This is a genomic window from Deinococcus aquiradiocola (genome assembly GCF_014646915.1).
Classification (GTDB): domain Bacteria; phylum Deinococcota; class Deinococci; order Deinococcales; family Deinococcaceae; genus Deinococcus; species Deinococcus aquiradiocola.
This window is the reverse complement of sequence record NZ_BMOE01000016.1, coordinates 42220-68791: the sequence shown is the minus strand read 5'-3', so window position 1 is coordinate 68791 and position 26572 is coordinate 42220. Positions and strand designations below refer to the sequence as shown.

The following is a 26572-nucleotide window of genomic DNA, read 5'->3' as shown; positions in this document are numbered from 1 at the left end:
GGAAAAGCCTGTCGTTCAGCCGCAAGCAGGCCCATCTGGAGATGCTCGTGTGGCTCTTCATCCACCGCTACAACGCCTCATTACCATGACCCCACGACCGCGCGCCGCTTCGGGGGCCAGCGTTTCAGAAAAGCACGGGGCGGCTGCTGAGCGGGCCGGGCTGCTGGTCGGTGTCGAGGATCACTTCGAGGTACTCGCGGGCGTGCAGGGCGTCCACCATCGCGAACCCGGCGGTGTGGTTGACCATGATGCCGTCCTGCATCTGGGTGTGGCCGTACACGCCGAACTCCAGGCCCGCCATCTGCACGTATTCGGGCGAGTCGTGCCACCAGCGCTTGTGGGTGCTGTCGGCGTAGAAGAGATCGTCGTAGCTGGTCATGGCGGGGAGCGGGCCGACGTGCGCGAACTGCACCTGCCCGACGCGCAGTTCGCGCAGGAAGGTCTGGAACCACTGGCGGAGGTGGTCGGGGAGCAGCACGCCGCCGCGTGCCGGGTCGAACTCGACGTGCACGAGGCCGCTGGCGGTGCCGAGCAGGTACTCGCTGGTGAGGACGGCGTCGTCGTGGTTCCCGAGGATGATGTGCACGGCGTGCGGCGCGGCCTGCTGGTACGCGTGGAGTTTCTCGAGGGCCTTGACCTGCGCGCGGGCCGCCATGAAGAGGTCGTCGGGGTCCTTGGGGTCGAAGGTGTCCTGCCCGATCAGCCGGGCGTACTCGCGTTCGTTCTTGGGGTGGACGAGGTCTCCGATCAGGACCACCTGGTACAGGCCGCTGCGGACGGGCATGGTGGGGCGGCCCTCGGCGTCCATGCAGCTGGCGGAACGCAGGGCGGACCACAGCGTGTCGAAGTCCGCGTGAACGTCGCCGATCACGATGAACTTAGAGCGCATGGTGGGGTCCTGGCAGGGGGGGGCGCACGGTCAGCCTTTCAGCGCCTTGAGTTCTTTGTAGACTTCGCGGCTCTCCTCGACGGTGTTGCCGTACCCGCGCCTGCTGAGGACACGGGCGGCCTGCGCGCCCATCCCGGCGGCGCGGAGCGTTTCGAGCAGGTCGTCGATGTGCGTGCGGGCGCGTTCGAGCTGCGGGTCGCGGGGCGGGGCGGGCGGCAGGGGCGCCGCCTCGGGGTGCGGGGCGGGGGCGGGCTCGGGTTCCAGTTCGTGCGTGTTGGGGCCTTCCTCGGGGTCGTACTCGACCCACTGGCCTTCGGGTGTGGCGGGCACGCCGTGGGCGCGCATGGCGTCGGCGAGCGCGAGGCGGCGGGCGTCGTGGAGGGTGTGGCCCTCGCCGAGCCCGTCGCGGGTCCACGCGCCGAGCTGCAGGGAGGCGCGCACGACGGGCGGCTGCACCTGCTCGACCGCGTACCTCAGGCCCCACGCGCCCTGCAGCGCCTGGTCGAGGCCCGCGCTGAGGGTGTCGAGGTCCGGGGCGGGCAGCACGAGCGCGCGGTCGCCCTCGACGCGCAGGGTGGCCCAGTCGGTCAGGCTGGCCCGCATGGCCTCCGCCGCCTGCTGGCGGGACTGAAGGTCTGACCGTTCTGGACGGGGGGGCACGACTTCCGACATGGGCAGAGTTTAGAACATTTGTGCGGGCTGCACGCGTGCAGGAGCGTCAGGCGGTGGGGGGCGTCCCTTCATGGTGCTCCGGGCATGGTGCGTGCCGTGCCGCGTGGCCGGGTGACAGCTGTCATGCCGCACACCTGACGCGCGGCACTGGGGGGACGGACGGGCGCGGCCGACAATGACGGCATGAACGCCTCACTGCACGCCGCGCCCGTCCCGGAGCCGACCGTCCGCACGTCATCCGTCCCGAGTGCCGCTCCGGCCGTGACGGTGTCGGGTGCCGCCAAGGCGTACGGACCGCTGTGGGCGCTCGGCGCGGCGGACGCGGGCGTGACGCTGGACCTGCAGCGCGGGGAACTCACGGCGCTGCTCGGACCGAACGGGGCCGGGAAGACCACCTTGATCGGCCTGATGCTGGGGCTGGAGTCGCCCACGCACGGCACGGTGCGCGTGCTGGGCGAAGACCCGCGCAGACCGCAGGCCCGCACGCGGCTCGGCGCGCTCCCGCAGGACCTGTCATTGCCTGCCGGGCTGACCGTGACGGAACTGCTGCAGCTGTACGCGGCGCTGTACCCGGACCCCATGACGGTGCCGGACGTGCTGGCCCTGTGCGACCTGCAGGGGCAGGCGCGGCAGCGGGCGGGCAGCCTGTCGGGCGGGCAGGCGCGGCGGCTGGGGTTCGGGCTGAGCGTGATCGGGCGGCCCGAGGTGCTGTTCCTGGACGAACCGACCGTCGCGATGGACGTGCAGAGCCGCCAGATCTTCTGGGACGGCGTGAACGCCATGCGGGCGGGCGGCTGCACCGTCGTCCTGACCACGCACTACCTCGACGAGGCCGAACGCGTCGCGGACCGCGTGGTGCTGCTGCAGCAGGGCCGCGTCCGTGCGGACGGCACGCCCGCCGCCATCCGGGCGGGCGTGAAGGGCGCCACCCTGACGTTCCTGACGCGGCTGGACGCGGCGGCCCTGCAGGCCATGCCGGGCGTGCTGGAGGCGAGCGCCGCGCGGCAGGACGGCGGGTGGTGGCGCGCGACCGTCCGCACGCGCGCCCCGGAGACGCTGCTGGCCGCGCTGTTCGCGCAGGGTGAGGAACTGCACGACCTGGAGGTGCGCCGCGCGACGCTGGAGGAAGCGTTCCTGAACCTGACCGCCCAGCCCTGAGCGCACAACCCTGACTGCGCAGCCCTGACCGCCCCGAACGGAACGCGCACAGAAGAACCGTCCGACCACACCCACCCCCAGGAGTTCACCATGACGCAGCTGACCGGTCCCGCCCGCCCCGCCCCCCTCGCCTCCCCTGCCGCGCAGGCACGCCCGCTGACGATGTTCACGGCGCTGCTGCGCGCCGAGCTGCGCAAACTGCTGCGCAACCGGTCCTTCCTCGTGCCGAGCCTGCTGCTGCCGATCATGCTGTTCGCCCTGTTCGCCCTCCCGAACCTGGACGGGCGGCTGGGCGGCGTGGCGGCCGGACCATACCTGCTGGTGTCGTACGCGGCGTACTCGCTGGTGAGCACCGCGATCTTCGCATTCGGGGTGGCGACCGCCACGGAACGCGCGAACGGCTGGATGCGGCAGCTGCGCGTGACGCCCGCCTCACCCGGCGCGTACCTCGCGGCGCGCGTCGCGGCGAGCGTGCTGCTGGGCCTGGTGAGCGTGCTGCTGCTCGCGCTGTTCGCGCGGGTGGCGGGCGGCGTGACGCTCGGCGCGGCGCAGTTCGCGGGCGTGCTGCTGCGGCTGCTGCTGGGCATGGTGCCGTTCGCGCTGCTGGGCCTGAGCCTGGGCCTGGCGCTCGGGCCGACCGGGGCCGCACCCACCGCGAACCTCGTGACGCTGCCGCTGATGTTCGCGTCCGGCATCTTCTACCCGCTGGACGTCGCGCCGCAGTTCATCCGGACGCTCGCGCCGTACCTGCCCGGCTACCATTACGGGCAGCTCGGGTGGACGGCGCTGGGCGCGCGGGACAGTGCGCCGCTGTGGACGCACGCGCTGGTGCTGGCCGGGTACGCGCTGCTGTTCCTGGCGGTGTGCGTGTGGGCGTACCGCCGCGACGAGGCCCGCCGCGCGTGACGCGGGACCGGGCGGGCCGGGACGCGGTTCCCGCCTGCCCATGAAACGCTCCTCCTTGCCTGGAATCCGGATGACCTATCATGGCGGTATTCCCGTCACAGGAGCGTGAGATGGCCCCGAACCGCACCGTTTCGCCCAGCGCGTCCCCCGTACGTCCCGGACAGGTCCACCCGCCGCAGGACGAACGGCCGGGCGGTGGGCGGCGCTGGTTCTGGCGGACTTTTCCGCTGGTGTGGCTGGCGTACGTGTACTTTCCGGTGCGCGCCTACCTGCAGGGCACGCATCCGCCCGCGCTGACGCTGCTGTACGGGCTGGCGCTGCTGACGTTCATGGCGGTGTTCGCGGCCGTGTACCTGCGCGCCGACTGGCGGTACCACCGGGCACTGCTGACGGTGGGGTACGTGGCGGGCACCGGGATGTACCTGCTGGGCCTGCCGGTCGTCGGCTACGACAGCGCGACGTTCCTGGTGTACGCGGGCGCGGTGGCGGGCTTCCAGGGGAGTCTGCGGGTGGCGGCCCTGGCGCTGCTGCCGATCGTGGCGGCCCTGCTGACGCCCGGCTGGCTGGGCGCGGGGGACATCGACCGGCTGGACCTGCTGCAGATGCTGCTGCTGACGGGCGTCGCCACGTACGGCAATCACGCCGCGTACCGGCAGGCGGTCGCGAATCAGCGGCTGGCGCGCGTGCAGGCCGAGAAGGAGCGGCTCGCGGCGGACGCGGAACGCGAACGGATCGCGCGGGACCTGCACGACCTGCTGGGGCACACGCTGAGCGTGATCGTGCTCAAGAGCGAACTGGCGGGCAAGCTCGCGGTGCGTGACCCGGCGCGCGCGGCAGTGGAGATCCGTGAGGTGGAGCGCATCTCGCGTGAGGCGCTGGGCGAGGTGCGCAGCGCGGTGCGCGGGTACCAGGGGAGCGGTCTGAGTGCCGAGCTGGCGCGCAGCAAACTGGCGCTCGGGACGGGCGGCGTGCGGCTGGACCTGGACGCGGAGCCGCTGACGCTGCCGCCGGAAGTGGAGTACGCGATGGAGATGGTGCTGCGGGAGGCCGTGACGAACGTCATGCGGCACGCGGGCGCGCAGGCCGTGCAGGTGCGGCTCGCGCAGGAGGGGGGGCTGATGGTGCTGGAGGTACGGGACGACGGGCGCGGGCGGGGCGGGACGGCGGAGGGGACGGGTCTGACGAGCATGCGCGAGCGGGTGCGGGCGGCGGGCGGGCAGTTCAGCGTGACGGGTGGGCGCGGCACGACCGTCCGCGCGGCCTTCCCGCCGCGCGTCTCCCCTGCCCCGGTGCAGGCGCGCGGCCCGGTGAGCGCGTGAGCGTCACGTCCGGGGTGGGCGCGTGACGCCCGTGCGGCTGGTGCTGGCGGAGGACCAGGGGCTGGTGCTGGGCGCCCTCAGTGCACTGCTGTCGCTGGAGGACGACCTGCAGGTGGTGGGGCAGGCGACGGACGGCGAGGCGGCCCTCGCGCTGTGCCGCGACCTGCAGCCGGACGTGCTGGTGACCGACATCGAGATGCCGCGCCTGTCGGGCCTGGACGTCGCGGAGAGCCTGCGGGCGGAGGGGTCGGCGGTGCGGGTCATCATCGTGACGACCTTCGCGCGCAGCGGGTACCTGCGCCGCGCGCTGGAGGTCGGTGCGCGCGGCTACCTGCTCAAGGACGCGCCCGCCGAGCAGCTCGCCGAGGCGATCCGGCGCGTCCGGGCAGGCGGGCGCGCCATCGCGCCGGAACTGGCGGAGGGCGCGTGGGCGGGCGGGAATCCCCTCACGGAGCGTGAACGGCAGGTGCTGCGCGCCGCAGAGGACGGGGCGGGCACGAGCAGCATCGCGGGCGTGCTGGGCCTGTCGGAAGGCACGGTCCGCAACTACCTGTCCGAGGCGATCAGCAAGATGGAGGTGCGCGGCCGGGTGGAGGCCGCCCGCAAGGCGCGCGAGCAGGGCTGGCTGTAACGTTCAACGCAGGTCGACGTGGGCGTCCAGTTCGCCCTCGGCGCGCGTGACGGCCACCACGCCCTGCGGTTCGACGCTCACGCTGCGCAGCGCGAGGCGGTCCACCTGTCCGGAGAGCGTGACGCCGTTCGCCACGCGGTACGGCAGGCGGGCCTGCACGGCCGCGCGGGCGGACTGCAGTTCGGGCGTCAGGTCGAAGGTCGCCTGTTTCGCGAGGAGGGCCTGCACGCGGGCGTCGGCGAGCCAGCCGAGCACGCGGCCGCTCAGGCTGCTGGGGCGCGTGCGGACCGTGACGTGCGTGAGGCGCAGCGTCTGCCCGTCGAGGGTGGGGGTGCCGCTCACGTCGACGGTGGCGTTCACGTTCAGGCCCAGCGGGGCACGCACGGTGAAGGCGACGGCGGCGTTCAGGCGGCCCGGCGCGGGCGTGCCGAGCGTGACGCTCCCGACCTTCAGGCGCGGGCTGAGCGGCAGGGGCAGCCTGTACTCCTGCCGGGCCGCGTAGCGGGTGGCGAGCGCGGACAGCTGCGGGTACGCGAGCGTGACGGGCACGTCGAGCGTCACGCCGTCCGCCTGGGGTCGTCCGAGCTTCAGGGGCGGGAGGGGCGCGGGCGGCACGGGGCCGGGGGCCTGCCCGAGTCCCGCCGTGGCGACGAAACTCCCGCCGAGCGTGACGCTGGCCGCGTCCGGGGTGAACGTGAAGGGCGTGACGGTCAGGCCCTGCGGGCGGATGAGGGCGTACCCGTCCGGCACGCCCGGCAGCGCCCACGGCTGCGCGAGGCGCGCCCACAGGTCGCCCGCGCGTTCCCGCAGGCGCAGCTGCGAGCGGGCGGCCGCGCCGAGCGCCTCCGACGCGCCCGCGAGGCGAGCGCGGATCTGCGGGTCGACGAGCGTCTGCACGTTGATGCTCACGCCGCGCAGCAGTTCGAAGCTGAGGGGCGCGGTCCAGCGGTAGTCGGCCTGCACGCGCAGGTCGGCGTTCCAGTCGCCCGTGATGCCGGGCGTGACGTGCGCCGTGACGACGGCCGCGCCCGTGAAGTCCCGCGCGAGGAAGTCGCCCAGGCCGGTGGGTGCGGCGCGGAAGGTCGCGTTGACCGGCAGGCTGAGGCGCAGGCCGTCCCCTTCGGGCACGAGGGTCAGGTCGCCGCTGCGGCGCACCTCGCCCGTGAGGTGCACGACGATCACGCCTCCCGCGAGCGTCTGTGTCTGGTCGACGCTGGCGAGCACGTCCGGCAGTCTGGCGAGCGCGGCGGCGCGCAGGCCCGCCAGGGGCACGGTGACGGGCAGCGTCACGCTGGACTGCGGGGCCGGGCCGAAGGGGGCGGCGGCGGGCATGGCGGTGAGGGAGGTCAGGGTCATCAGGGCGAGCACCTCGGCCCGGAGGGCACGGAACGCGCGGCGGTTCCGGAAGGGGCGCGGTCGGGGAAGGCTGGAGGTCATCAGGCTGCCGATGTTCCGGGGAACGGGCGGAGGGCGGGCGACGTTCCGGCTCTCCGGGCGGTGGACGGGGGACGCATCACGCCTTCATGCTGCGCCGCCGCGCCTGACGCTGCATGAAGGCATGATGCGCACCGCCCCGCGCTCCCCGCTGCCGGTTCAGGCTTCGTCTGTTCACAATTCGTCCGTTCAGGCTTCGTCCAGGGTGGCGAGGCCGTGCCGCAGCGCGTACAGGGCCGCCTGCGTGCGCGACTCCAGCCCCAGCTTCCCGAGCATCCGGGAGACGTGCGTCTTCACGGTCGGTTCGCTCACGCCGAGCTCGTCGGCCATGCGGCGGTTCCCGTACCCGCGCGCGATGAGCTGCAGGGTGAGCGTCTCACGCGGCGTGAGGTGCTCGCGCATGTCGGGACCACGGTACTCGCGGATGAGGCGGCGGGCCGCTTCGGGATGCAGGTACACCTCGCCGCGCGCCGCGTGCCGGATGGCGGTGATCAGCATGTCCGGCCCGGCGTCCTTCAGCAGGTACCCGCACGCGCCCGCCGCGATGGCGCCGTTCACCTTGTGTTCCTCCAGCGCGCTCGTGAGGGCCAGCACTTCGGGGGCGTGCTCGCGGGCGCGCAGGTGCCGGGTGGCGGTGATGCCGTCCATGACGGGCATCATCAGGTCCATCACGACCACGTCGGGCTGCAGGTCCGCCGCGCGGTCCAGGGCTTCCAGGCCGTTGCGGGCCTCGCCCACGACCCGCAGTTCAGGGTCGAGGCTCAGGAACATGCGCAGGCCCTGCCGGACGACGTCGTGATCGTCGACGAGCAGCAGGCGGACGGGGGCGGCGTCCGTCACCGGGCGTCCTCCTGCACGGTGATGGGGCCGGCGTCGGTGCTCAGGTCGAGCGTCAGGTCGGGGCCGGTCCCGGTCCGCCCACCGGGCGTGAAGCCGGTGGGGAGGCGCAGGTCGCGCGGGTCGCTGCCCGCGTTCAGATGGACGTTCGCGCCGCGCGGGACGTGCACGGTGACGCTGCCCACGTCGGTGTGTACGGTCGCGCGGGCCGTGTACGTGCCGGGCGGGAAGGTCAGGTCGGACGTGCCTGCGTCCGTGCGGAGGTCGGCGCTGTACGTGCCGCGCGCCGGAAAGGTCACGCGGGCGCTGCCGAGGTCCTGCCGGACGCGCAGGGCCAGCAGGGGGCTGCGGCTCAGGTCGAGGACGGTACGGCCGCTGCCCGTCAGGTCGAGGTCGAGGGGCGTGCCGGGATGGACGCGCAGGTCGAGGGTGCCGGGATTCAGGTGCAGGGGCGTGTGGGCGGTCACGACCTTCAGGCGCGTGCGGTCCCCTTCCGGGGTGACGCGCAGGCGGTCTCCGGGGTGACCGCCGCTGAGGGTGGCGGTCAGGGCGGGCGCGTCGGCGTCGGTGGCGGGGCTGGCGATTGGGCCGGGGCGGAGCGTCAGGTCGTTCAGGTCGAGGGTCACGGCGACCTTCAGGGGCGCGGTGACGGGCGCGGCGCTGCGGTACGTGTCGCGCACCGGCCCGCCTGTCCGGGCGGGAGCGTTCCAGGCACCGATCCCGACGAAGTGACCGTCCAGGAGTGGAAGCTGGCTGTGCAGGAAGGGGACGGTCACGGCCAGCAGGGCGAGGCTCAGCCCGACGCGCAGCAGCACGCCGGACGCGGGCCAGGGAGTGCGGGGCGAGAGGGAGCGCGCGGAGGCGGAACGGGCGGTCGGCGTGGGGGTGGTCATGCGGGGTCCTCGGTCGGGGCGGGCGTGGAGGCGACAGGAGCGGAGGTGGCCGGTGCAGGAGTGACAGGTGCAGAGGTGGCCGGTGCAGGCGCGGTGGCGACCGGCAGCGGGGAGAGGGCGGGCGCGGCCTCGTCGACCGTCACGCGGACGGTGGTGCCCTCACCGGGCGCGGCGTGCAGGGCGAACGCCATGCCGTGCCCCGCCGCGCGCTCCCGCATGCTGCGCAGGCCCAGCGTGCCGCCCCGCACGGCGTCCGGGTCGAAGCCCTGCCCGTCGTCCTGCACGGTGAGCGTCCAGCGGTCCGGGCGGCCCGGCGCGGACGACCGCACGAGGCTCACCGCGACCCGCGTCGCGCCGCGCGCGTGCTTCACGGCATTGTGCGACGCCTCCTGCGCGATGCGGTACAGCGCGCCGAGCGTCTCCTCCGGCAGGGACGGCTCGTGCAGCGCGTCCAGCGTGGCGTTCAGGCCGTAGCGCAGGGTCAGCATCTCGGTGAGCCGCGCCAGGGCCGACACCAGCCCGCCCTCCTGCAGCGCGTCGGGCCGCAGGGCGAACAGCAGGGCCTTCATCTCGGCGCTCGCGCCGTCCGCGAGGTTCACGGCGTACTCCAGGCTGCGCCGCGCCTCGTCGGGGCGTCCCTGGTCGAGCAGGGCGCGGGCGCTGCGCGTGCCGAGCGACAGGCCGTACAGGGCCTGCGCGACCGAGTCGTGCAGTTCCCGCGCGAGGCGGGCGCGTTCCAGTTCGCTGCCGTGATCGCGGGCCTCGCGCAGCAGGCGGGCGGTGTTCAGGGCCGTCGCGGCCTGCGCGGCCGTCGCGGCCCAGAAGTTCAGCTCCGGTCGGCTGGGCGGCATCTGCGCGTCGTACTGCACGCTCAGCTCGCCCAGCGACGCCTCCCCGGCGTTCAGGGGATACAGCAGCGCGCGGCCTGCCGCGCCGGTCCCGTCCGGCGCGGGCCGGTCCTCGCCGAGCGTGAGGTGCAGGTCCGGCGTGACGACCTCGGCGCGGCATGCGGCGCTGGCGTCCAGGCCGCGCGCCAGCAGCAGGCGCAGCGTGTCCTGCGGGTCCACCGTGTACGGAATGGCCTGCGCGCCCCGCCCGAGCGCTTCCGCCTCGCGCCGCGCGGACTGCGACCCGTCCGCGTCCGTGAGGAGCTGCACCGTCACGAAGGCCCACGCGCGCCCCAGCAGGTTCTGCACGGCCACGCCCAGCACCGTGAGGCCCACGCCCGCCACGCCCAGCAGCGCCCGCACGCCCAGCCCGCCCACCGCCAGCTGCAGGCCGTCCAGGCCACTCCAGAAGCCGGACGGCAGGACGCTCCCCACCACGAGCGCCACGCCCGGCAGCACCAGCGTCACCGTGAGCGTGAACGCCACGAGGCTGAACGGCAGCTTCAGCAGCAGGTACAGCGCCGTCTTGTACGTCTGCGCGTCCGTGACGGTCTTCACGGCCCAATCCCACACGCCGGACGACCGCAGCGGGCGGCGCGGGCGCGGCAGGGTCACGTCGAGCAGCGCCTCGCCCAGCACGCGCTCCAGCTCCGCGAAGGCCTGCGCGACCAGCAGCAGCAGCAGCAGGAACGCGGCGCCCACCACCACCACCAGCAGGCCCGCCCCGAAGGACAGCAGCACGCTGATGACCGTGAAGTACAGCAGCGCGAGCGGCACGCTCAGCAGGTGGTACGCGAGGTGCCGGTACGTGGCGGGGTGCCACAGCTCGCCGAAGTACCCGCGCGGCGGGCGGGGTTCGCCCGTCACGCCGGACGTGGAGGGCGGCGGTGAGGTCAGGAAGGTCCGGGTCATGCGTTCAGGGTACGGAGCCGGGGGGCGCGCCGCGTCCTCCGAAAGGTGCAGCTGCCCCGGCGGCCGCCACCCACTCGCGCACGGTGCTCAGCCGCACCTCGACGGTCCGCTGCGGGTCACGGTGGTAGCCGCCCGCCATGACGGTCACGCACGGCACGCGCAGCTCGCCCGCCAGGGCGTACGCGCGCCGGTCGCGTTCCCGCACGCCTTCCGGCGTCAGCGCGAGCCGCCCCAGCTGATCGCCTGCCAGCACGTCCGCACCCGCCAGCACGAACAGCAGGTCCGGCCCGAACGCCCGCACGGCCGGGAACGCCTCGTCCTCCAGCGCCGCGAGGTACGCGTCGTCACCCGTCCCGTCCGGCAGGGGCACGTTCACGCCCGCCTCCTCCTTCACGAAGGGGTAGTTGCTCGCCCCGTGCAGGCTGACCGGCAGCGCCCACGCCTGCCCCGCCAGCATGCTGGCCGTCCCGTTGCCCTGATGCACGTCCAGGTCCAGCACCGCCACCCGCGCCGCGAGGCCCTCGCGTCTCGCCCAGCTGGCCGCGATCACCACGTCGTTCAGGAAACTGAAGCCCTCGGCGTGCTCCCGGTACGCGTGGTGCGTGCCGCCGCCCAGGTTCAGGCCCCACCCGCCCTGCAGCGCGTCGCGGGTCGCGGCGAGCGTCGCGCCGCACGACAGCAGGCCGCGCCGCGCGATGCTGGCGTCCCACGCGAACCCCATCGCGCGCTCCTCGGCGCGCGTCACGTCACCGGACCGCCAGCGCTGCAGGTACGCGGGGTCGTGCACGGCCTCCGCCAGCGCCCACGGCAGTTCCGGCGCGTCCTGCACCTGCACGAGCGCCTCGGCGCCCGCGATCAGGGTCTCCAGGAATTCAGGCGGCATGAACTGCCGTCTGGGCGCGCGGCCAGCGGCACGCAACTGCCGCCATACGCTCCACGCGCGCGGCATCTCGGGATCCTGGACGGACGGCACGCTCCCAGTATGCCGGGCGTGACTCGCGTCCGGGACGCTGCGTTCTGCGTTACTCGCGTTCGATGATGGTGGCGATGCCCTGCCCCACCCCGATGCACATGGTGGCGAGGCCGAGCGTGCCGCCGGAGCGTTCCAGGCCGTACAGCAGCGTGGTGAGGATGCGCGCGCCGCTCCCGCCGAGCGGGTGCCCGATGGCGATGGCCCCGCCGGACGGGTTGAGGCGCTCGTCGTCCGGCGCGGTGTTCAGGTCGTGCAGCACGGCGAGCGCCTGCGCCGCGAACGCCTCGTTCAGCTCGATGCGGTGCAGGTCCGTCATGCTCAGCCCGGCCCGCTCCAGGGCCTTGCGGGTGGCGGGGACCGGCCCGATCCCCATCACGCGCGGCGGGACGCCCGCCACCGCGAAGGACCGGACGCGCGCCAGGACCGTCAGGCCGTGCGCCTGCGCGAACGCGCGGCTCACGATGGCCAGCGCGGCCGCTCCGTCGTTGAGGCTGCTGCTGTTGCCCGCCGTGACGCTGCCGCCCCCGCGGAACACCGGCTTCAGCAGGGCGAGCGCTTCCGGGGTGGTGTCGGGGCGCGGCCCCTCGTCGCGGTTCACGGTCACGGTCCCTTTGCGGCCCGGCACGTCCACCGGCACGATCTCGGCGTCGAAGTGCCCGCCCTGCTGCGCGGCGACGGCCTTGCGGTGACTGTGCAGTGCGAAGGCGTCCTGCGCTTCCCGCGAGATGCCGTACTCCTCGGCGAGGTTCTCGGCCGTCTCGCCCATGGCGTCCACGCCGTACATCTCGCGCATGCGGGGGTTCACGAACCGCCAGCCGAGCGTGGTGTCGTAGAGGGTCTGGTTGCCGTTCTGGAAGGCCTTCTCGGGTTTGGCCTGCACGAGCGGCGCGCGGCTCATGCTTTCCACGCCGCCCGCGAGGTACGCGTGCCCCTCGCCGCTCAGGATGCCCTTGACGGCGGTGTTCACGGCGTCCAGGCCGCTGCCGCACAGGCGGTTGATGGTCGCGCCCGGCACGGTGAACGGCAGGCCCGCGAGCAGCAGGCTCATGCGGGACACGTTGCGGTTGTCCTCGCCCGCCTGGTTCGCGCAGCCCATGTACACGTCCTCGATGACGGCCGGGTCGAGGCCGCTGCGGGCGAGGGCCTCGCGGAGCGCCACGGCCCCGAGGTCGTCGGGGCGGACGCTGCTCAGGCCGCCCCCGTAACGGCCGACGGGGGTACGGGCAGCGGACACGATCACAGCTTCGGGCATGGGGCACACTCCTTGGGGTCACAGGCGGGGGCGCGGACCTCCGCGGGCGGCGCCGGGCCGGGTGGTGCGGAGTCCGGCCGGGACGGGCGGAACGGCCTGCAGTCTAGCCCCACCGCGCCCCGCGCGTCCGGACGGGCGGCGGAACGGCAGAACGAACCGTGCCCGGCCTCACGCGGGGTGAGACCGGGCACGTCCGGGACAGCACGCGCGGCGGGAAGGGCCGAATTCCGTCAGCGCGGGTGGACCGTCAGGTCGTACGGTTCTGATCCGGTTCCGGGGCTGCCGGTGCTGGTTCCGGCAGCCTCTCCATCTCCTCCAGACCGTGTCTGTTGGTGCCCGCTTCGCTCGGCTGAACGCCAGAAGTTCAGCTCAGTCTGGTCTCAGGTGGTGGACCGGAATCCGGCTCAGTTCGCGTCGGCGAGCGCCTCGACGGGGCGGGCGGCGCCGTCGGGCGCGAGGTTGCCGGACTTGATGGCGGCCAGGACGCGCTCGCGGATCTCCTGCTCCATGGCGGGGCGTTCCGCGATGTACGCGATGGCCTTGTCCTTGCCCTGCCCGATGCGGTCGTCGCCGTAGCTGTAGAAGCTGCCGGCCTTGCGGATGATCTCCATGTCGGCGGCGAGCGTCACGAGGTCCGACAGCTGGTCGAAGCCCTTGCCGAACAGCAGGGTCAGTTCGACTTCCTTGAAGGGCGGCGCGACCTTGTTCTTCACGACCTTGATCTTGACGGTGGTGCCGACCGAGTCGTTGCCGGTCTTGACGGGCTGCCCGATGCGGCGCACGTCGAGGCGCATGGTGGCGTAGAACTTCAGGGCCTTGCCGCCCGTCGTGGTCTCGGGGTTGCCGTACATCACGCCGATCTTCTCGCGCACCTGGTTGATGAAGATGGCGGCGGTGTTCGTCTTGGAGAGCACGCCCGTCAGTTTGCGGAGCGCCTGGCTCATCAGGCGGGCCTGCAGGCCGGGCAGGCTGTCGCCCATCTCGCCCTCGATCTCGGCGCGCGGCGTGAGGGCCGCGACGCTGTCCACCACCACGATGTCCACCGCGCCGGAACGCACGAGGAGCTCCATGATCTCGAGTGCCTGCTCGCCGTTGTCCGGCTGCGACACGAGCAGGTCGTCGGTGTTGACGCCGAGCGCTCTGGCGTACACCGGGTCGAGGGCGTGTTCGGCGTCGATGAAGGCGGCGGTGCCGCCCGCCCGCTGGCTCTGCGCGATGATGCTGAGGGCCAGGGTGGTCTTGCCGCCGGATTCGGGGCCGTACACTTCGGTGATGCGGCCCTTGGGGACGCCGCCCACGCCGAGCGCGAGGTCGAGGCTGAGGCTGCCGGTGCTGATGGTCTGCACGTCGAGCTTGCTTTCCGCGCCGAGTTTCATGATGGCGCCCTTGCCGAACTGCTTCTCGATCTGGCTCATGGCCGTCTCGATGGCCTTGCTGCGCTGGGCGGCGGTGCCTTCGCTGGCGTTCGCGCTCCCCTTGTCGTTCTTGTCCTGCTTGCCGGGTTTATCCATGGTCGTCCTCCTGGGGGAGCTGCGCCGTCGTCGCGGTGGGGGTGGGGGCGGGGAGTGGGGCGCTGCCGGTGAGGGGGAAGCGGCTCACGGTGTCGTAGATGGGGCCGGTCTTGTCGCGCGGCAGGAAGGTGTGGATGAGGTGCATCTGCGTGGCGGACCAGTCCTGCGTGAACGTGAGGGGCGGGAGGCGCGGGGCGGGGCCTTTCTTGCGGGCCAGGGTGACGTGCGGCTGGAATTTCCCCTCGACGGGAAAGCCGAGCGCGTCCAGTTCGGCGGCGAGGCGCGCGGCGAGTTCGCTGAGTCCGTCGCCTTCGACCTTCACGAACCACACGCGGGGCGTGCCGACGTTGGGGTGGTAGCCGGTGCCGCGCAGGCGCAGCGTCATGGGGGCGGCCTCGGCGGCGAGGCGTTTTCCGAGGTCGCGCAGGGCGGCGACCTTGCCTTCCGGCACGCCGGGCAGGTACGCGAGCGTGACGTGCAGCTGGTCGGGGTCGACGCGCCGCCAGTTGCTGGTGAGTTTCGCCTGCGCGGCCACGAGGTCCTGGCTGGTCGTCTCGGGGAGTTTCAGGCCGAAGAACAGCCGCAGGGTGCGTTCACGGGCGGGCGCGGCGGGGCGGCCCTGGGTGCTGCCGCCTGCGCCCTTGCCGCCCTTGCTCTTGCTGCCCTGGCCCTTTCCGGCTCCTGCGCTGGCCGCACCGCTGCCGGGCTGACCGCTGTCGGCCCGGCCTCCGGCGGTGGGGGCAGGCTTGCGGCCCGCCTGCCTGCCTGTCTGGGAGCGGGTCATGCCGCTGCCCCGAATTGTTCTGCTCTTAACGTAACCATCCGGGCAGAGTATACCCGATAACCGAAACCGATGCGAGCGCCCACCCCCCACCACACCCGCCTCCCCCGCCGCACCCCGGGCGTCACCTTCCGCAGGGCACCCCCACGGCATACTGACCCGGCATGTCCGCCCCGCCGCCCCCTCACCCCGCCCCGCCACCCGGCGCGCCGCACCCCTGGCAGGTGGCCCTCCCGCTCCCCGTCCCCGCCTACGACTTCCTGCCGCCACACGGCCACCCGCACGCCAGCCCTCCCGTCGGGCACCGCGTGCTCGTCCCGTGGCGCGGCGAACTCACGGTCGGCATCGTGATCGGCCCCGCCGAGGCGCGCGGCACGCACCGCCTGCGCGAAACCGTGCACGTCCTCGACGACACCCCCTGGGTCAACCCCGCCTTCGTCACGGCGCTGTGCGGCCTGTCCAGGCTGGCCCGAACGCCGCTCGGCCTGCTGTTCTCGGACCTGCTCGGCGTCGGCTGGGAAGCCCGCACGCACCACGAGGCGCGCGCCGTACCGGGCAGCGACCTGACCCTCTTCGGACCGCGCACGCCCGGCCCCGACTGGACGGACGCCAGCACCTTCGGCGCGCCCCTGCTGGACGCCATCCGCGAACAGGGCCTGCTCGACGAACGCTTCACGCCCGCCCCGCGCACCACCACCGGCTACGTCGCCCTCACGGCAGGACGACAGGCCCTCACCCGCCGCCAGCAGGACGCGTGGCAGACCCTGCACGACCACGGCCCGCTCGGCGGACAGGGCGAATGGGCGACCCGCGCGGGCGTCAGCGCCAGCGTCGTCGCGCAGGTCCTCGCGCGCGGCTGGGCCGCCAGCGTCCAGCAGCCCGCAGCGCCACCCGACCTGCCCGCCCCCGCCACGCGCCCCCCACGCCCCCTCCCCGACACCCTCCCGCAGGAACCCGTCTGGCGACTGCACGGCGGCCGCAGCGCCGAACGCCACGCGCGCCTCGCGCCACGCGTGCGCCGCCTGCTGTCCCTCGGGCGCGGCGTGCTCGTCCTCGCGCCCGACGCCGCCACCCTCCGGCACGCCTGGGACGACCTCTCGCCCCTCGCGCACGCCGAAGGCACGCGCGCCGTGTGCTTCAGCGGCACCCTGAACGCCGCCCAGCGCGAACACGCCTGGAACCTCATCCGCAGCGGCGAAGCGGGCCTGATCGTCGGCAGCGCCCTCGCGCTCGGCGCGCCCCACCCGGACCTCGGCCTGATCGTCCTGCTCGAAGAGGCCAGCGACGCCCACAAACTCCTGAGCGGCTCGCGCGCCTTCATCCCGGAACTCGTCACGCGCCTCGCCGCCGCCCACCCCGTCACGCCCCTCGCCATCCTCGGCTGCGTGCCCGCCGCCGAAACCCTCACCCACCCCGGCGAAGTCCTCCCCCCGCCCGCCATGCGGCTGCACGTCGTCGACTACAGCGCCCCGCCCGAACAGCCGCAGCTCGGGCCGCTCAGCAGCCCCCACCTGAAACCCGGCGACCTCGGCTACCCCCTCTCCCACGACCTCGCCCGCGTCCTGCGGCAGGTGCAGGAACGCGGCCGACAGGCCGTCCTGCTCGCCCCCCGGCGCGGGTACTCCGCCCTGCTGCGCTGCTCGTCCTGCCAGCACACGCCCGGCTGCCCCAACTGCGACGTGCCCCTGCGCTTCCACCAGGAACGCCGCGCCCTGCACTGCCACCAGTGCGGCCACGAAACCGCCATCCCCGACCGCTGCGACGAATGCGGCGACCCCATGTGGCAGGCCCGCGGCCCCGGCACCGAATGGATCGTGCAGGAAGTCCGCAAACTCCTTCCCGGCATGCCCGTCTACCGCCACGACCGCGACCAGCAGGACGACCTGAGCGCCATCCAGCGCGGCGAGAGCGGCGTCGTGGTCGGCACGCAGGCCCTCCTGTCCCTCGACGCGCCCCCCGACCTCGCCCTGATCGGCGTGACGCTCGCCGACACCTGGCTCAACATCTCCGACTTCCGCGCCGGAGAACGCTACCACCGCCTGCTGCGGCAACTCGTCGCCTGGCACCCCGCCCGCGCCCCCCTCACCGTCGTGCAGACCTTCCAGCCCACCCACCCCGCCCTCAGCTGCCTGCAGGCCGGACAGGACGCCGCGTACTACCCGGCCCTCGAAGTCCGCGCCCGCGAAGACCTCGGCTACCCCCCCCACCGCCTCCTGACGTACATCGAAATCAGCGCCCGCGACCAGCAACGCGCCGCCATCGCCGCACAGGACGTCGCCGACACCCTCCACGGCGCGGGCGCCACCACGCACGAAGTCCTCGGCCCCGCCCCCAGCCCCCTCGCCCGCGTGCGCGGCACGTACCCGCACCAGCTGCTGCTCCGCACCCGCAACGAAACCCGACTCGACGAACTCCTCAGCGCCCTCGACCGCCGCTTCGCCGCCCGCGTCCGCGTCGACATCAGCCCACGCGGCCTCGGCTGACACCCCACACACGACGACACCCCCGCCAGAAGACGGGGGTGAAGATGGTGGGACGTGTAGGACTTGAACCTACAACCCGCTGATTAAAAGTCAGCTGCTCTACCGATTGAGCTAACGTCCCGCGGTTGCGGAGCGCCAGCAAGTATAGGGAGCGGGGCGCGGGACGTCAAGGTGTTTATTTGCGGGGGGTGCCGCCGAGGCCGGGGGGCATCTGGGGGAGGCGGGGCATCTTGCCGCCTTTGCCGCCGAGGCCGCCCTGCATGCCCTGGAGCATTTTCATCATGCCTTTCATCTGTTCGTGCATTTTGATGAGGCGGTTGACTTCCTGGACGCTGCTGCCGGAGCCGGCGGCGATGCGTTTGCGGCGTGAGGCGTTGAGGATGGTGGGGTTGCGGCGTTCTTTGAGGGTCATGCTGGAGATGAGCGCGTCGATCTTCTGGATCTGGTGTTCGTCGACGTTGAAGCCTTCGGGGAGGGCGCGGCTCATGCCGGGGATGAGTTTGATCAGGTCGCCGAGGGGGCCCATCTTGCGGATCTGGCGGAGCTGGTTGAGGAGGTCTTCGAGGTCGAACTCGCCGGCCTTCTTCATGTCCATCTGGGCGAGGTCGGCCTGCTGGGCGCGTTCGATGAGGCCGAGGACGTCGCCCATGCCGAGGATGCGTCCGGCGACCCGGTCGGGGTAGAAGGGTTCGAGGCCGGTGAGTTTTTCGCTGGTGCCGGCGAAGTAGATGGGTTTGCCGGTGACGAAGCGGGCGCTGAGGGCGGCGCCGCCGCGCGCGTCGCCGTCCATCTTGGTGATGATGAGGCCGGAGAGGCTGACGCGTTCGTCGAAGGTCCGGGCGACGTTGAGGGCTTCCTGGCCGGTCATGGCGTCCACGACGAGGAGCGTCTCGGTGGGCTGCAGGGCGGTTTTGAGGTCGGCGAGGGCGTCCATGAGGGTCTCGTCGATCTGGAGGCGGCCTGCGGTGTCGACGATCACGAGGTCGCGGAAGTCGCCGCGCTGGTGTTCGCGGAGGCGTTCGGCGGTCTGGGCGGGCGTTTCGTTGTTGGCGACTTCGAGGACGGGCACGCCGACCTGCGCGCCGAGGACGCGCAGCTGGTCGCGCGCGGCGGGGCGCTGGGTGTCGGCGGCGATGAGGAGGACGCGGCGGCCTTTGTCCTTGTAGTACTTGGCGAGTTTGCCGGTGCTGGTGGTCTTGCCGGCGCCCTGCAGGCCGACCATGAAGATGATGTTGCCTTCGTTCTTCAGGGTGGGCTGGGTGGCTTTGCCGCCGAGGGTTTCGATGAGTTCGTCGTGGACGACTTTCACGACCTGCTGTCCGGCGGTGAGGCTGCCGAGCACTTCGGCGCCGACGGCTTTCTCGCTGACGCGGGCCACGAAGTCGCGGGCGACCGTGAAGTTGACGTCGGCCTCCAGCAGGGCCATGCGGATCTCGCGCATGGCGGCCTTGACCTGGGCTTCGGTGAGTTTGCTTTCGCGTTTCAGCCGCTCCAGGATGTCTTGAAGCCTGTTCCCAAGGGTCTCGAACATAATGGGTCAGGCTAGCACGCGGTGTTGGGCGTAAAGGTGGAGCGTCAAACGAAGCACCCCCATCACGTGGATGGGGGTGCTTTTTGGTTGCAGGGACAGGATTTGAACCTGCGACCTCCGGGTTATGAGCCCGACGAGCTACCAGACTGCTCTACCCTGCGTTACCTTCCGGTTTTGTGCGGCTTGCACGCGCTTTTTCCGGTTTCGGCCTGAGCAATTTCAGGCGCTCAGGAATAGTAGCACTGCCTTCCCGGGTCGTCAAGGTGAGCGTGTGCACGTTTGGGTGCGGTTCGCGTCGGTGAGGGGTGGGGCGGGTGCGCCGCGCCTCTTGTATGGGCGGTGGGGGGCCTGTATACTTTCAAGTCGGCCAAGTGGGACGGGGCGGCCAACAGTCTCCAGCGAGAGACGGCCCACGTTCCCAGACGGCAGCCTGCCCCCTGTGGGCGGCGCTTCGCCGGGCTCGGGAGATTCATGCCTAAGATGAAGACCAAGAAGAGTGTCGTGCGCCGCGTGAAGATCACGGCGACCGGCAAAGTCATGGCGTTCAAGAGCGGTAAACGCCACCAGAACACCGGCAAGAGCGGCGATGAGATTCGTGGTAAAGGCAGAGGCTTCGTGCTGGCCAAGAGCGAATGGGCCCGTATGAAACTCGCACTGCCGAAGGGGAACTGATCTATGCCACGCGTCAAGACCGGAGTTGTCCGCCGTCGCCGTCACAAGAAGACCCTCAAGCAGGCCAAGGGCTTCTGGGGCTCGCGCAGCAAGCAGTACAAGAACGCCTTCCAGACCCTGCTGAACGCGGCGACCTACGAGTACCGCGATCGCCGCAACAAGAAGCGTGACTTCCGCCGCCTGTGGATCCAGCGCATCAACGCCGGTGCGCGTCTGCACGGCATGAGCTACAGCACCTTCATCGCCGGCCTGAAGGGCGCGGGCATCGACCTGAACCGCAAGGTGCTGGCCGACATCGCCGCCCGTGAGCCCGAAGCGTTCGCGGTGCTCGTGGCGAGCGCCAAGACCGCCCATACCGCCGCCCAGGACGCCCGCAAGAGCGCCTGAACCCGGTCCCTGAAGTGCCCCCGCAGCGTGTCTGCGGGGGCACTTCTCATGTCTGGTGTGCCGGGGGCGGCGCGGCGCGCAGCTGATACGCTGTCAGGCATGACGAAGAAGGCGACGGCAGGCGCGCAGGCGCAGGTGAGCGGGGTGCTGGGCATCGATATCGGCGGGAGCGGCATCAAGGGCGCGCCGGTGGACCTGAGGACCGGGACGCTGCTCGCGGAACGCGTGCGGATTCCCACGCCGGAAGGCGCGCGGCCCGAGGACGTGACGGCCGTGGTGGCGGAGCTGGCGGGCGTGTTCCCCGACACGAGCGGCCCGATCGGGGTGACGTTCCCGGGCATCGTGCGGGGCGGCGTGACGCTGTCGGCCGCGAACGTCGACAAGGGCTGGATCGGGCTGGACGCCGACGACCGCTTCAGTCGCGCGGTGGGCCGCCCCGTCACGCTGCTGAACGATGCGGACGCGGCCGGGCTGGCCGAGGCGCGGTTCGGGGCGGGGGCGGGCGTGCCGGGCGTGGTGATGATGCTGACCTTCGGGACAGGCATCGGGAGTGCCCTGATGTACAACGGGGTGCTCGTGCCGAACACCGAACTGGGGCACATCGAGCTGAACGGGCGCGAGGTGGAGCCGTGGGCGTCGGGGGCCGCGAAGGACCGCGAGGACCTCAGCTGGAAGCAGTGGGCGAAGCGCGCCACCGAGTACCTGGAGTACCTGGAGCGGCTGTTCAGCCCGGACCTGTTCATCATCGGGGGTGGGCTGAGCAAGAAGGCCGACAAGTGGCAGGAGTACCTGAAGGTGAAGACGCCGGTGAAGCCCGCGGGCCTGCAGAACGAGGCGGGCATCGTGGGGGCGGCGCTGATGGCGAGCGAACGCCGGGGCTGAGGTCCGCGGGGCCTGCGGGGCCGCCCATGTCGGGTGGCCCCGTTCTGCTGCCCGATATTTGACAAATCCTAGCTGCTTACTTAGGATTCCTCATGTGAATGCCAGACGCCTCATGGGCACCCTCCTGCTCGCCGCCCTCACTCTCCCACAGGCCCACGCCCAGACCCAGCCACAAACCCAGGCGCAGAGCACCCCGCCCGCCCCGGACCTCACCGTGTACGCCAGCCGCGCCCGGGGCAGCGTGGAGCCGCTCGTGAACGACTTCCAGGCACGCACGGGCCTGCGCGTGCAGGTCACGTACGGCAGCGACGCCGACCTGCTCGGCAGCCTCCCGCGCGGCGCGGACCTGTACTGGGGCAACACCCTGCAACCGATGCAGACGCTCGCGGCCCGCCAGGGGCTCATCCCGCTGCCTGCCACGCTGCTCGGCCGGGTCAGCGCCTCGCTGCGCAGCGGCGGGGACCGCTGGCTGCCCACCAACCTCCGGACCCGCGTCCTCGCGTACAGCAGCGAACGCCTCGACCCGAAGACGCTGCCCGCCAGCATCCTCGACCTGCCGCGCGTCACGGCGCTGCAGGGCCGCGTCGGCTGGGCCGTCGCCGACCCCGCCTTCCAGCAGTTCGTGGCGACCCTGATCGCCCTGCACGGCGACGACGCCGCCCGCGCGTGGCTGACCGGCATGAAGGCCCTGCACCCCCGCGACTACGGCACCGAGAACATGGGCCTCATGCAGGCCCTCGACCGGGGCGACCTGGACGCCGCCCTCACCACGCACACCTTCGTGCAGCGCGTGCGCCGCGCGGGCTTCAAGGTCGCGGCCGCCGCGCTGCGCCCCGGCGACGACGGCAACCTGCAGGACCAGAGCGCCCTCGGCCTGCTGCGCGGCAGCGCGCACCGCACGAATGCCCTGCGTTTCCTCGGCACCATCACCCGCCCGGACGCGCAGGCCTTCATGCTCAGCCTGAACTTCGAGTACCCGGTCAGCGCCACCGCGCAGCCCACCACCCTGAACACCTTCAGGGACGTGTGGAACGCCGCGCCCCCCGTCACGCCCGCCCAGATCGCCGAGCGGCTCCCGGACGCCGTGCAGCTGCTCGAAGACCTCGACCTGCTCTGAGCGCCCCCAGACCTGCCGACCACGCCAGCCGCGACGCCAGGCCCGGCCGCCCGCCACCACCACTTCTTCCCCACGCCCGCACAGAGGTTCAGATGACGCACGACCGCACCCTCCACACCCTCCACACCCGCCGCACCCTGCTCGCCCGACTGGGCCGCGCCGCCCTCACGCTCGCCGTCGCGTCCCGCGTCGCGCCCCCCCTGCTCGCCCAGAGCGCCGCGCCCGCCCGCCCCTTGCCCTGGGCGGACGGCCTGGAACTCGCGGTGAACTTCAGCTTCCGGGCGCCCGGCGGGCGGTACAACCGACCCTACGCGGCCGTGTGGATCGAGGACGAGCGCGGCACGCCCGTCCGCACCCTCAGCCTGTGGGCGAGCAGCGCGCCCGGCAAGCAGAAGTACCTCGCGGAACTGCGCCGCTGGTGGCGCGGCGAGCAGAAGCGCCGCGCGACCGACAGCACCGACCTCGTCTCGACCGTCAGCAGCCCCACCCGCCTCGCCGGGAACTACACCGTCACCTGGGACGGCCGGAGCGACCGGCACCAGCCGGTCCCGCAGGGCAACTACGTGCTGTGCCTGGAGATGGCGCGCGAGGACGGCCCCTACGGCCGGGTGCGGCAGCCGCTCACGATCGGCGCGTCGCCCTTCCGCATCGCCGTGGACAGCGACGGCGAACTGACGGACGTGACCGCCGAACTGCGCCGCCGGAACTGAAGCGCGTGACGACCCTCCCCCCCCGCCCCGCGTCCGCGCGGCCCGCCCCGGCCCGCCCGGCGGCGCAGCGGCCACTGAAGGTCCGCGTGCAGCTGGCCCTGCGGTCCCTGCACGTGTACACCTCGATGCTGTCGCTGATGCTCACGCTGTTCTTCGCGCTGAGCGGCATCCTCGTCAACCACCCCGGCTGGCTGCCCGTCAGTCCGTCCCGCACCGTGCAGGCGCACGGCACGCTGCCCGCCGGGTGGGGAGGTGCCGCGCACCCCGACTGGTTCAGGGTGTCGGAGTACCTGCGGGCCACGCATCACCTGTCCGGCCGCGCCAGCGACGCCCGCGCGGACGGGAGCGAGGCCAGCGTCAGCTTCCGCGCGCCCGGCTACCACGCCGACATCGTGATCGGCCCGGACGGCCGCTACGACCTCACGGCACAGTCGGACGGCCTGCTCGCCGTGATCGGGGACCTGCACCGGGGCCGCGACGCGGGACGCGCGTGGCCGTGGCTGATCGACGCGTCCGGCGTGTTCCTGCTGCTGGTGTCGCTCAGCGGGCTCGGCATCCTGCTGTACCTGAAGAAGTACAGGCGTCCGGCCCTGCTGACCCTGGCGGGCGGCGCGGCCGTCAGCGTGCTGCTCGCGTCCCTGACCCGCTAGCGTCCCCGCCCTCACCCTCCGGGAGTGCGTCCTGCGGCACCGGGGGCACGCCGAACTGACTGAGGACCGTCGCGCCCACCACCATCGCGCCGCCCAGCAGGCCCCGCAGGAACACGCGCTCGCCCAGCAGGAAATAACTGAAGATGCTGGCACTCACCGGCTCCAGCGCGTAGATCACGCTCGCCTCCGCCGCACTCACCCAGCGCTGCCCCAGCGTCTGCAGCAGCGTCGTCACGGCGGTCGCGGCCGCCCCCAGGTACAGCAGCGGCCCCCAGCTGCCCGGCGCGGGCAGCAGCGGCGCGCCCGCCAGCAGCGCCCACGCCAGCGCCAGCAGCGTCACCCACGCCAGCTGCACCAGCGTGAACGGCAGGGCCGCGTGATGCCGCGACGTGCCCTCCAGACTCAGGATGAAGCCCGCGTACGTCACGGCGCACGCGAGCGCCCACACGTCCCCCGACACCAGCGCGCCCCCCTCCCAGCTCAGCAGGGCCAGGCCCGCCACGGCCAGCAGCACCGCCACCCACAGCGGCGCGGGCAGGCGGCGGCGCGCCACCAGCCCCTGCCACAGCGGCACGAGCACCACGCTGAGCGCCGTGATGAACGCCGCGCGGTTCGCACTCGTGGTGGCGAGCGCGATGGTCTGCGTGCCGTACCCGGCGATCAGCCACGCGCCGAGCGTCAGGCCGTCCAGCCACAGTCGGCGCGGCCTGCCCGCCGTGCCGGACGTGACGGGCGCGCCCCCCCCAGCCGCGCCGCGCCACAGGAACAGCGGCAGCAGGCACACGGTCCCCACCAGGAACCGCCACAGGATCAGGGTGGCGGGATGCAGGGCGTCCGTGGCGTTCTTGACGACCGCGAAGGTGCTCCCCCAGACGGTCGTGACAATGAGCAGCAGCGCGATCCCCAGCGCGTGACGACGGTGGGCGGGCGAACGGACCATCCAGGAACTATACCGGCAGGCGCGGCGCACGGTCCTCTCCCGGCGGGCGCGCCGCGCGAAGTGGCGGGTGTCCCGCAGTGGGCACACTACAATACGGGTATGGATACCTACATCCCCGACGGTTACACCCTGACGCCCGAACTCACGAGCGCGCGCGTGACCGAGTTCCCGAAAGCGCCGGAACTCGGTGACGGCATCGAGCCCGGCAAGCAGTACCTCGCGGTGCTGGAGACCAGCAAGGGCCGCCTGGTCGTCGAACTGGACGCCGACGAGGTGCCCGTCACGGTCAACAACTTCGTGTACCTGCTGCGCCACCACTACTACGACGGCATCGTCTTCCACCGCGTGCTGGAGGACTTCATGGCGCAGACGGGCGACCCGACCGGCACCGGCCGTGGCGGCCCCGGCTACCGCTTCGAGGACGAGGTGACGAGCAAGCGTCACGACCGCAAGGGCGTGCTCAGCATGGCGAACGCCGGCCCGAACACCAACGGCAGCCAGATCTTCATCACCTTCGTGCCCACCCCGCACCTCGACGGGCGCCACACCGTGTTCGGCCGCGTCATTGAAGGTCAGGACGTGCTGGACCGCATCACGCGCATCAACCCCGGTTACCCCGGCACGCCCGACGTGATCGAGAAGGCGTACGTCGTCGAGAAGTAAGCACTGAGCCCCGGCCAGGACGGCCGGGCACGGGCAGGGCGGGGAAGGTGGAGCGGCGTCTCCTCTTCCCCGCCCTGTCCGCTTCTGTCGTGCCTGGGGTGCCGGGCCGCGTCTCAGCGTTCCCTGAAGGTGGGTTATACCGGTGTGTCATGACGTGGCGCGACGCTGGGGCATGAGCGTGCCCATGCCTTCCCCTGCGCCCTCACCGGGCTCCCCCGTTCCCCCCGGCGCGGCCACGCCCGACCCGGCGCTCACCGTGACGCCGCAGGGAACGGCCGTGCGCGTGGCGCGGCTGTCGGCGCTGGACGCGTGGCGCGGCCTGACGATCCTGCTGATGCTGCTCGTGAACAACGTCGCGCTCGACACCCTGACGCCCCGGCAGCTGCAGCACGCGCCGTGGGGGGCCGGACTGACGCTCACGGACCTGGTGTTCCCGTGGTTCCTGTTCTGCGCGGGCGCGGCCCTGCCGTTCTCGCTGGCGGCCGCGCAGCGGTCCGGGCTGAGCGGCGCGCGGCTCGTGCGCAAGCTCGCGGGACGCACGGTGCTGCTGTACCTGGTGGGCTGCGTCGTCACGAGCGCCGCCGAGCACACCTTCACGCTGGGGCTGGGCGTGCTGCAGCTGATCGCGCTGGCGAGCTTCACGGGCGGCGTGATCAGCCTGCTCGGGGTGTGGTGGCGCGTGGCGGTCGCGGCCGCGCTGCTCGTGGGGTACGACGTGTTCCTGAACGTGTTCCCGGTGGGCGGGCAGGCGGGCGTGTTCACGCCGGACGCGAACCCCGTGAAGGTCCTGAACGACGTGCTGCTCGGCCCGTGGGGCCTGCGGGGCCTGATCTCGGTCGTGCCGACCACGGCGCTCGTGCTGCTGGGCAGCGTGGTCGCGCAGCCGCTCCGGGACCGCAGCCGGGCCGCCCCGCTGCTGCTGCTGACGGCCGGGAGCGTGATGACGGCGTGCGGGTGGCTGTGGGCGCAGCACCTGGAGTTCAACAAGGCCGTGTGGACGCCGAGTTACGTGGTGTACACGGCGGGCCTCGCGACGCTCGGGATGCTGGCGTTCTGGCTGCTCGCGGACGGCGGGGGCCGCTGGGCGGGCGTGGGCACGCGGCTGCTGTCGCCGCTGACCGTGCCGGGCCGCAACTCGCTGTTCGCGTACGTGGCGCCCATCCTGTTCAAGGTGTGGGTGCTGATGGACTGGAACGTGACGTGGGCCGGGAAGGCCATGCCGATCCGGGACGCGCTGCTGTCCCTGGCGCGCTCGCACTTCGGCGTGTGGGGAGGCGGGTGGCTGTACACCCTGGGCTACATCGCGGCGGTGTGGGTGGTGCTGTGGGCGCTCGCTCGGCGCGGCTGGACCTGGAAGCTGTGACGCGGGGAAGGTGTGACGTGCGGGAGCTGCACGGTGGGGCGCCGTGCTGTTGCGTATGAACCTGCATGCGCGGCTTACCGTCCCTTTACCTGCCCGTCCTAGCCTGCCGGTACAGGGAC

General features: G+C 72.5%; 25 protein-coding genes and 2 tRNA genes. 13 read left to right on the top strand and 14 right to left on the bottom strand.

Annotated features, from left to right (window positions below):
* Positions 1 to 124: 124 nt before the first annotated feature.
* Positions 125 to 889 carry a metallophosphoesterase gene (locus IEY33_RS16865; protein WP_188964455.1) on the bottom strand — a complete coding sequence of 255 codons (765 nt, stop codon included), beginning with the start codon at positions 887 to 889 and terminating at the stop codon, positions 125 to 127.
* 30 nt (positions 890 to 919) lie between these two features.
* Positions 920 to 1492, bottom strand: coding sequence for a single-stranded DNA-binding protein (locus IEY33_RS16860; protein ID WP_188964454.1), 573 nt, complete (start codon positions 1490 to 1492; stop codon positions 920 to 922).
* Between the two features lie 252 nt (positions 1493 to 1744).
* Here IEY33_RS16860 and IEY33_RS16855 point away from each other — a divergent pair, with 252 nt between their 5' ends.
* The 4 genes from IEY33_RS16855 (at position 1745) to IEY33_RS16840 (ending at position 5575) form a co-directional block, all read left to right on the top strand.
* Positions 1745 to 2719: an ABC transporter ATP-binding protein gene (locus tag IEY33_RS16855; RefSeq protein ID WP_188964453.1), complete on the top strand. Its 975-nt coding sequence runs from the start codon at positions 1745 to 1747 to the stop codon at positions 2717 to 2719.
* Positions 2720 to 2809: 90 nt separating this feature from the next.
* A complete protein-coding gene (locus IEY33_RS16850; RefSeq protein ID WP_188964452.1) occupies positions 2810 to 3625 on the top strand; it encodes an ABC transporter permease in 816 nt (271 codons plus the stop codon).
* 110 nt (positions 3626 to 3735) lie between these two features.
* A complete protein-coding gene (locus IEY33_RS16845; protein ID WP_188964451.1) occupies positions 3736 to 4944 on the top strand; it encodes a sensor histidine kinase in 1209 nt (402 codons plus the stop codon).
* A 22-nt stretch (positions 4945 to 4966) separates the two neighbouring features.
* A complete protein-coding gene (locus IEY33_RS16840; protein WP_188964450.1) occupies positions 4967 to 5575 on the top strand; it encodes a response regulator transcription factor in 609 nt (202 codons plus the stop codon).
* Between the two features lie 3 nt (positions 5576 to 5578).
* Here the strand turns inward: IEY33_RS16840 and IEY33_RS16835 are convergent, their stop codons facing one another.
* The 8 genes from IEY33_RS16835 to thpR all read right to left on the bottom strand — a co-directional run bounded on the left by IEY33_RS16835 (position 5579) and on the right by thpR (position 15058).
* Positions 5579 to 7012, bottom strand: coding sequence for a DUF4403 family protein (locus IEY33_RS16835; protein WP_229671105.1), 1434 nt, complete (start codon positions 7010 to 7012; stop codon positions 5579 to 5581).
* A gap of 186 nt (positions 7013 to 7198) precedes the next feature.
* The gene (locus IEY33_RS16830) at positions 7199 to 7849 is read right to left on the bottom strand and encodes a response regulator (protein WP_188964449.1); all 651 of its coding nucleotides are present in this window, start codon (positions 7847 to 7849) and stop codon (positions 7199 to 7201) included.
* The gene (locus IEY33_RS16825; protein WP_188964448.1) at positions 7846 to 8739 is read right to left on the bottom strand and encodes a hypothetical protein; all 894 of its coding nucleotides are present in this window, start codon (positions 8737 to 8739) and stop codon (positions 7846 to 7848) included. The genes IEY33_RS16830 and IEY33_RS16825 overlap by 4 nt, the downstream gene beginning before the upstream one ends.
* A complete protein-coding gene (locus tag IEY33_RS16820; RefSeq protein ID WP_188964447.1) occupies positions 8736 to 10538 on the bottom strand; it encodes a sensor histidine kinase in 1803 nt (600 codons plus the stop codon). The genes IEY33_RS16825 and IEY33_RS16820 overlap by 4 nt, the downstream gene beginning before the upstream one ends.
* Before the next feature lie 4 nt (positions 10539 to 10542).
* Positions 10543 to 11511, bottom strand: a complete 969-nt coding sequence (locus IEY33_RS16815; protein WP_229671104.1) for a histone deacetylase family protein — start codon at positions 11509 to 11511, stop codon at positions 10543 to 10545.
* A gap of 49 nt (positions 11512 to 11560) precedes the next feature.
* Positions 11561 to 12763, bottom strand: coding sequence for an acetyl-CoA C-acyltransferase (locus tag IEY33_RS16810; protein WP_188964446.1), 1203 nt, complete (start codon positions 12761 to 12763; stop codon positions 11561 to 11563).
* Positions 12764 to 13167: 404 nt separating this feature from the next.
* The gene (recA, locus tag IEY33_RS16805; RefSeq protein ID WP_188964445.1) at positions 13168 to 14274 is read right to left on the bottom strand and encodes a recombinase RecA; all 1107 of its coding nucleotides are present in this window, start codon (positions 14272 to 14274) and stop codon (positions 13168 to 13170) included.
* Positions 14267 to 15058 (bottom strand): RNA 2',3'-cyclic phosphodiesterase, encoded by a 792-nt coding sequence (thpR, locus tag IEY33_RS16800; protein WP_188964444.1) that lies wholly within the window; start codon positions 15056 to 15058, stop codon positions 14267 to 14269. Before thpR ends, recA begins: the two co-directional genes overlap by 8 nt.
* 161 nt (positions 15059 to 15219) lie before the next feature.
* Here thpR and priA point away from each other — a divergent pair, with 161 nt between their 5' ends.
* Positions 15220 to 17538, top strand: a complete 2319-nt coding sequence (priA, locus tag IEY33_RS16795; RefSeq protein ID WP_188964443.1) for a replication restart helicase PriA — start codon at positions 15220 to 15222, stop codon at positions 17536 to 17538.
* Positions 17539 to 17583: 45 nt separating this feature from the next.
* On the opposite strand, the gene IEY33_RS16790 is transcribed toward priA, so the two are convergent.
* The 3 genes from IEY33_RS16790 to IEY33_RS16780 all read right to left on the bottom strand — a co-directional run bounded on the left by IEY33_RS16790 (position 17584) and on the right by IEY33_RS16780 (position 19230).
* A tRNA-Lys gene (locus IEY33_RS16790) sits at positions 17584 to 17659 on the bottom strand.
* Between the two features lie 54 nt (positions 17660 to 17713).
* Positions 17714 to 19069: a signal recognition particle protein gene (gene ffh, locus IEY33_RS16785; protein ID WP_188964442.1), complete on the bottom strand. Its 1356-nt coding sequence runs from the start codon at positions 19067 to 19069 to the stop codon at positions 17714 to 17716.
* 84 nt (positions 19070 to 19153) lie between these two features.
* Positions 19154 to 19230, bottom strand: a tRNA-Met gene (locus IEY33_RS16780).
* 310 nt (positions 19231 to 19540) lie between these two features.
* On the opposite strand from IEY33_RS16780, the gene rpmI reads away from it, so the two are divergent.
* The 6 genes from rpmI (at position 19541) to IEY33_RS16750 (ending at position 23487) form a co-directional block, all read left to right on the top strand.
* Complete coding sequence (rpmI, locus tag IEY33_RS16775) at positions 19541 to 19741, top strand: 50S ribosomal protein L35 (protein ID WP_188964441.1); 201 nt, start codon at positions 19541 to 19543, stop codon at positions 19739 to 19741.
* A gap of 3 nt (positions 19742 to 19744) precedes the next feature.
* Positions 19745 to 20128, top strand: coding sequence for a 50S ribosomal protein L20 (gene rplT, locus IEY33_RS16770; RefSeq protein ID WP_188964440.1), 384 nt, complete (start codon positions 19745 to 19747; stop codon positions 20126 to 20128).
* Positions 20129 to 20263: 135 nt separating this feature from the next.
* Positions 20264 to 21010 carry a polyphosphate--glucose phosphotransferase gene (ppgK, locus tag IEY33_RS16765; RefSeq protein WP_188964461.1) on the top strand — a complete coding sequence of 249 codons (747 nt, stop codon included), beginning with the start codon at positions 20264 to 20266 and terminating at the stop codon, positions 21008 to 21010.
* A 94-nt stretch (positions 21011 to 21104) separates the two neighbouring features.
* A complete protein-coding gene (locus IEY33_RS16760; protein ID WP_188964439.1) occupies positions 21105 to 22127 on the top strand; it encodes an extracellular solute-binding protein in 1023 nt (340 codons plus the stop codon).
* A gap of 92 nt (positions 22128 to 22219) precedes the next feature.
* Positions 22220 to 22837 carry a DUF2271 domain-containing protein gene (locus tag IEY33_RS16755; protein ID WP_188964438.1) on the top strand — a complete coding sequence of 206 codons (618 nt, stop codon included), beginning with the start codon at positions 22220 to 22222 and terminating at the stop codon, positions 22835 to 22837.
* 5 nt (positions 22838 to 22842) lie between these two features.
* Positions 22843 to 23487: a PepSY-associated TM helix domain-containing protein gene (locus tag IEY33_RS16750; protein WP_229671102.1), complete on the top strand. Its 645-nt coding sequence runs from the start codon at positions 22843 to 22845 to the stop codon at positions 23485 to 23487.
* On the opposite strand, the gene IEY33_RS16745 is transcribed toward IEY33_RS16750, so the two are convergent.
* Complete coding sequence (locus IEY33_RS16745; protein ID WP_188964437.1) at positions 23456 to 24427, bottom strand: DMT family transporter; 972 nt, start codon at positions 24425 to 24427, stop codon at positions 23456 to 23458. The two genes, IEY33_RS16750 and IEY33_RS16745, sit on opposite strands and share 32 nt — an antisense overlap.
* A 99-nt stretch (positions 24428 to 24526) precedes the next feature.
* Between IEY33_RS16745 and IEY33_RS16740 the strand changes: the two genes are divergently transcribed.
* Both IEY33_RS16740 and IEY33_RS16735 read left to right on the top strand, forming a co-directional pair.
* Positions 24527 to 25090, top strand: coding sequence for a peptidylprolyl isomerase (locus IEY33_RS16740; protein ID WP_188964436.1), 564 nt, complete (start codon positions 24527 to 24529; stop codon positions 25088 to 25090).
* A gap of 184 nt (positions 25091 to 25274) precedes the next feature.
* Positions 25275 to 26453, top strand: coding sequence for a heparan-alpha-glucosaminide N-acetyltransferase domain-containing protein (locus IEY33_RS16735; RefSeq protein WP_188964435.1), 1179 nt, complete (start codon positions 25275 to 25277; stop codon positions 26451 to 26453).
* Positions 26454 to 26572 lie beyond the last annotated feature (119 nt).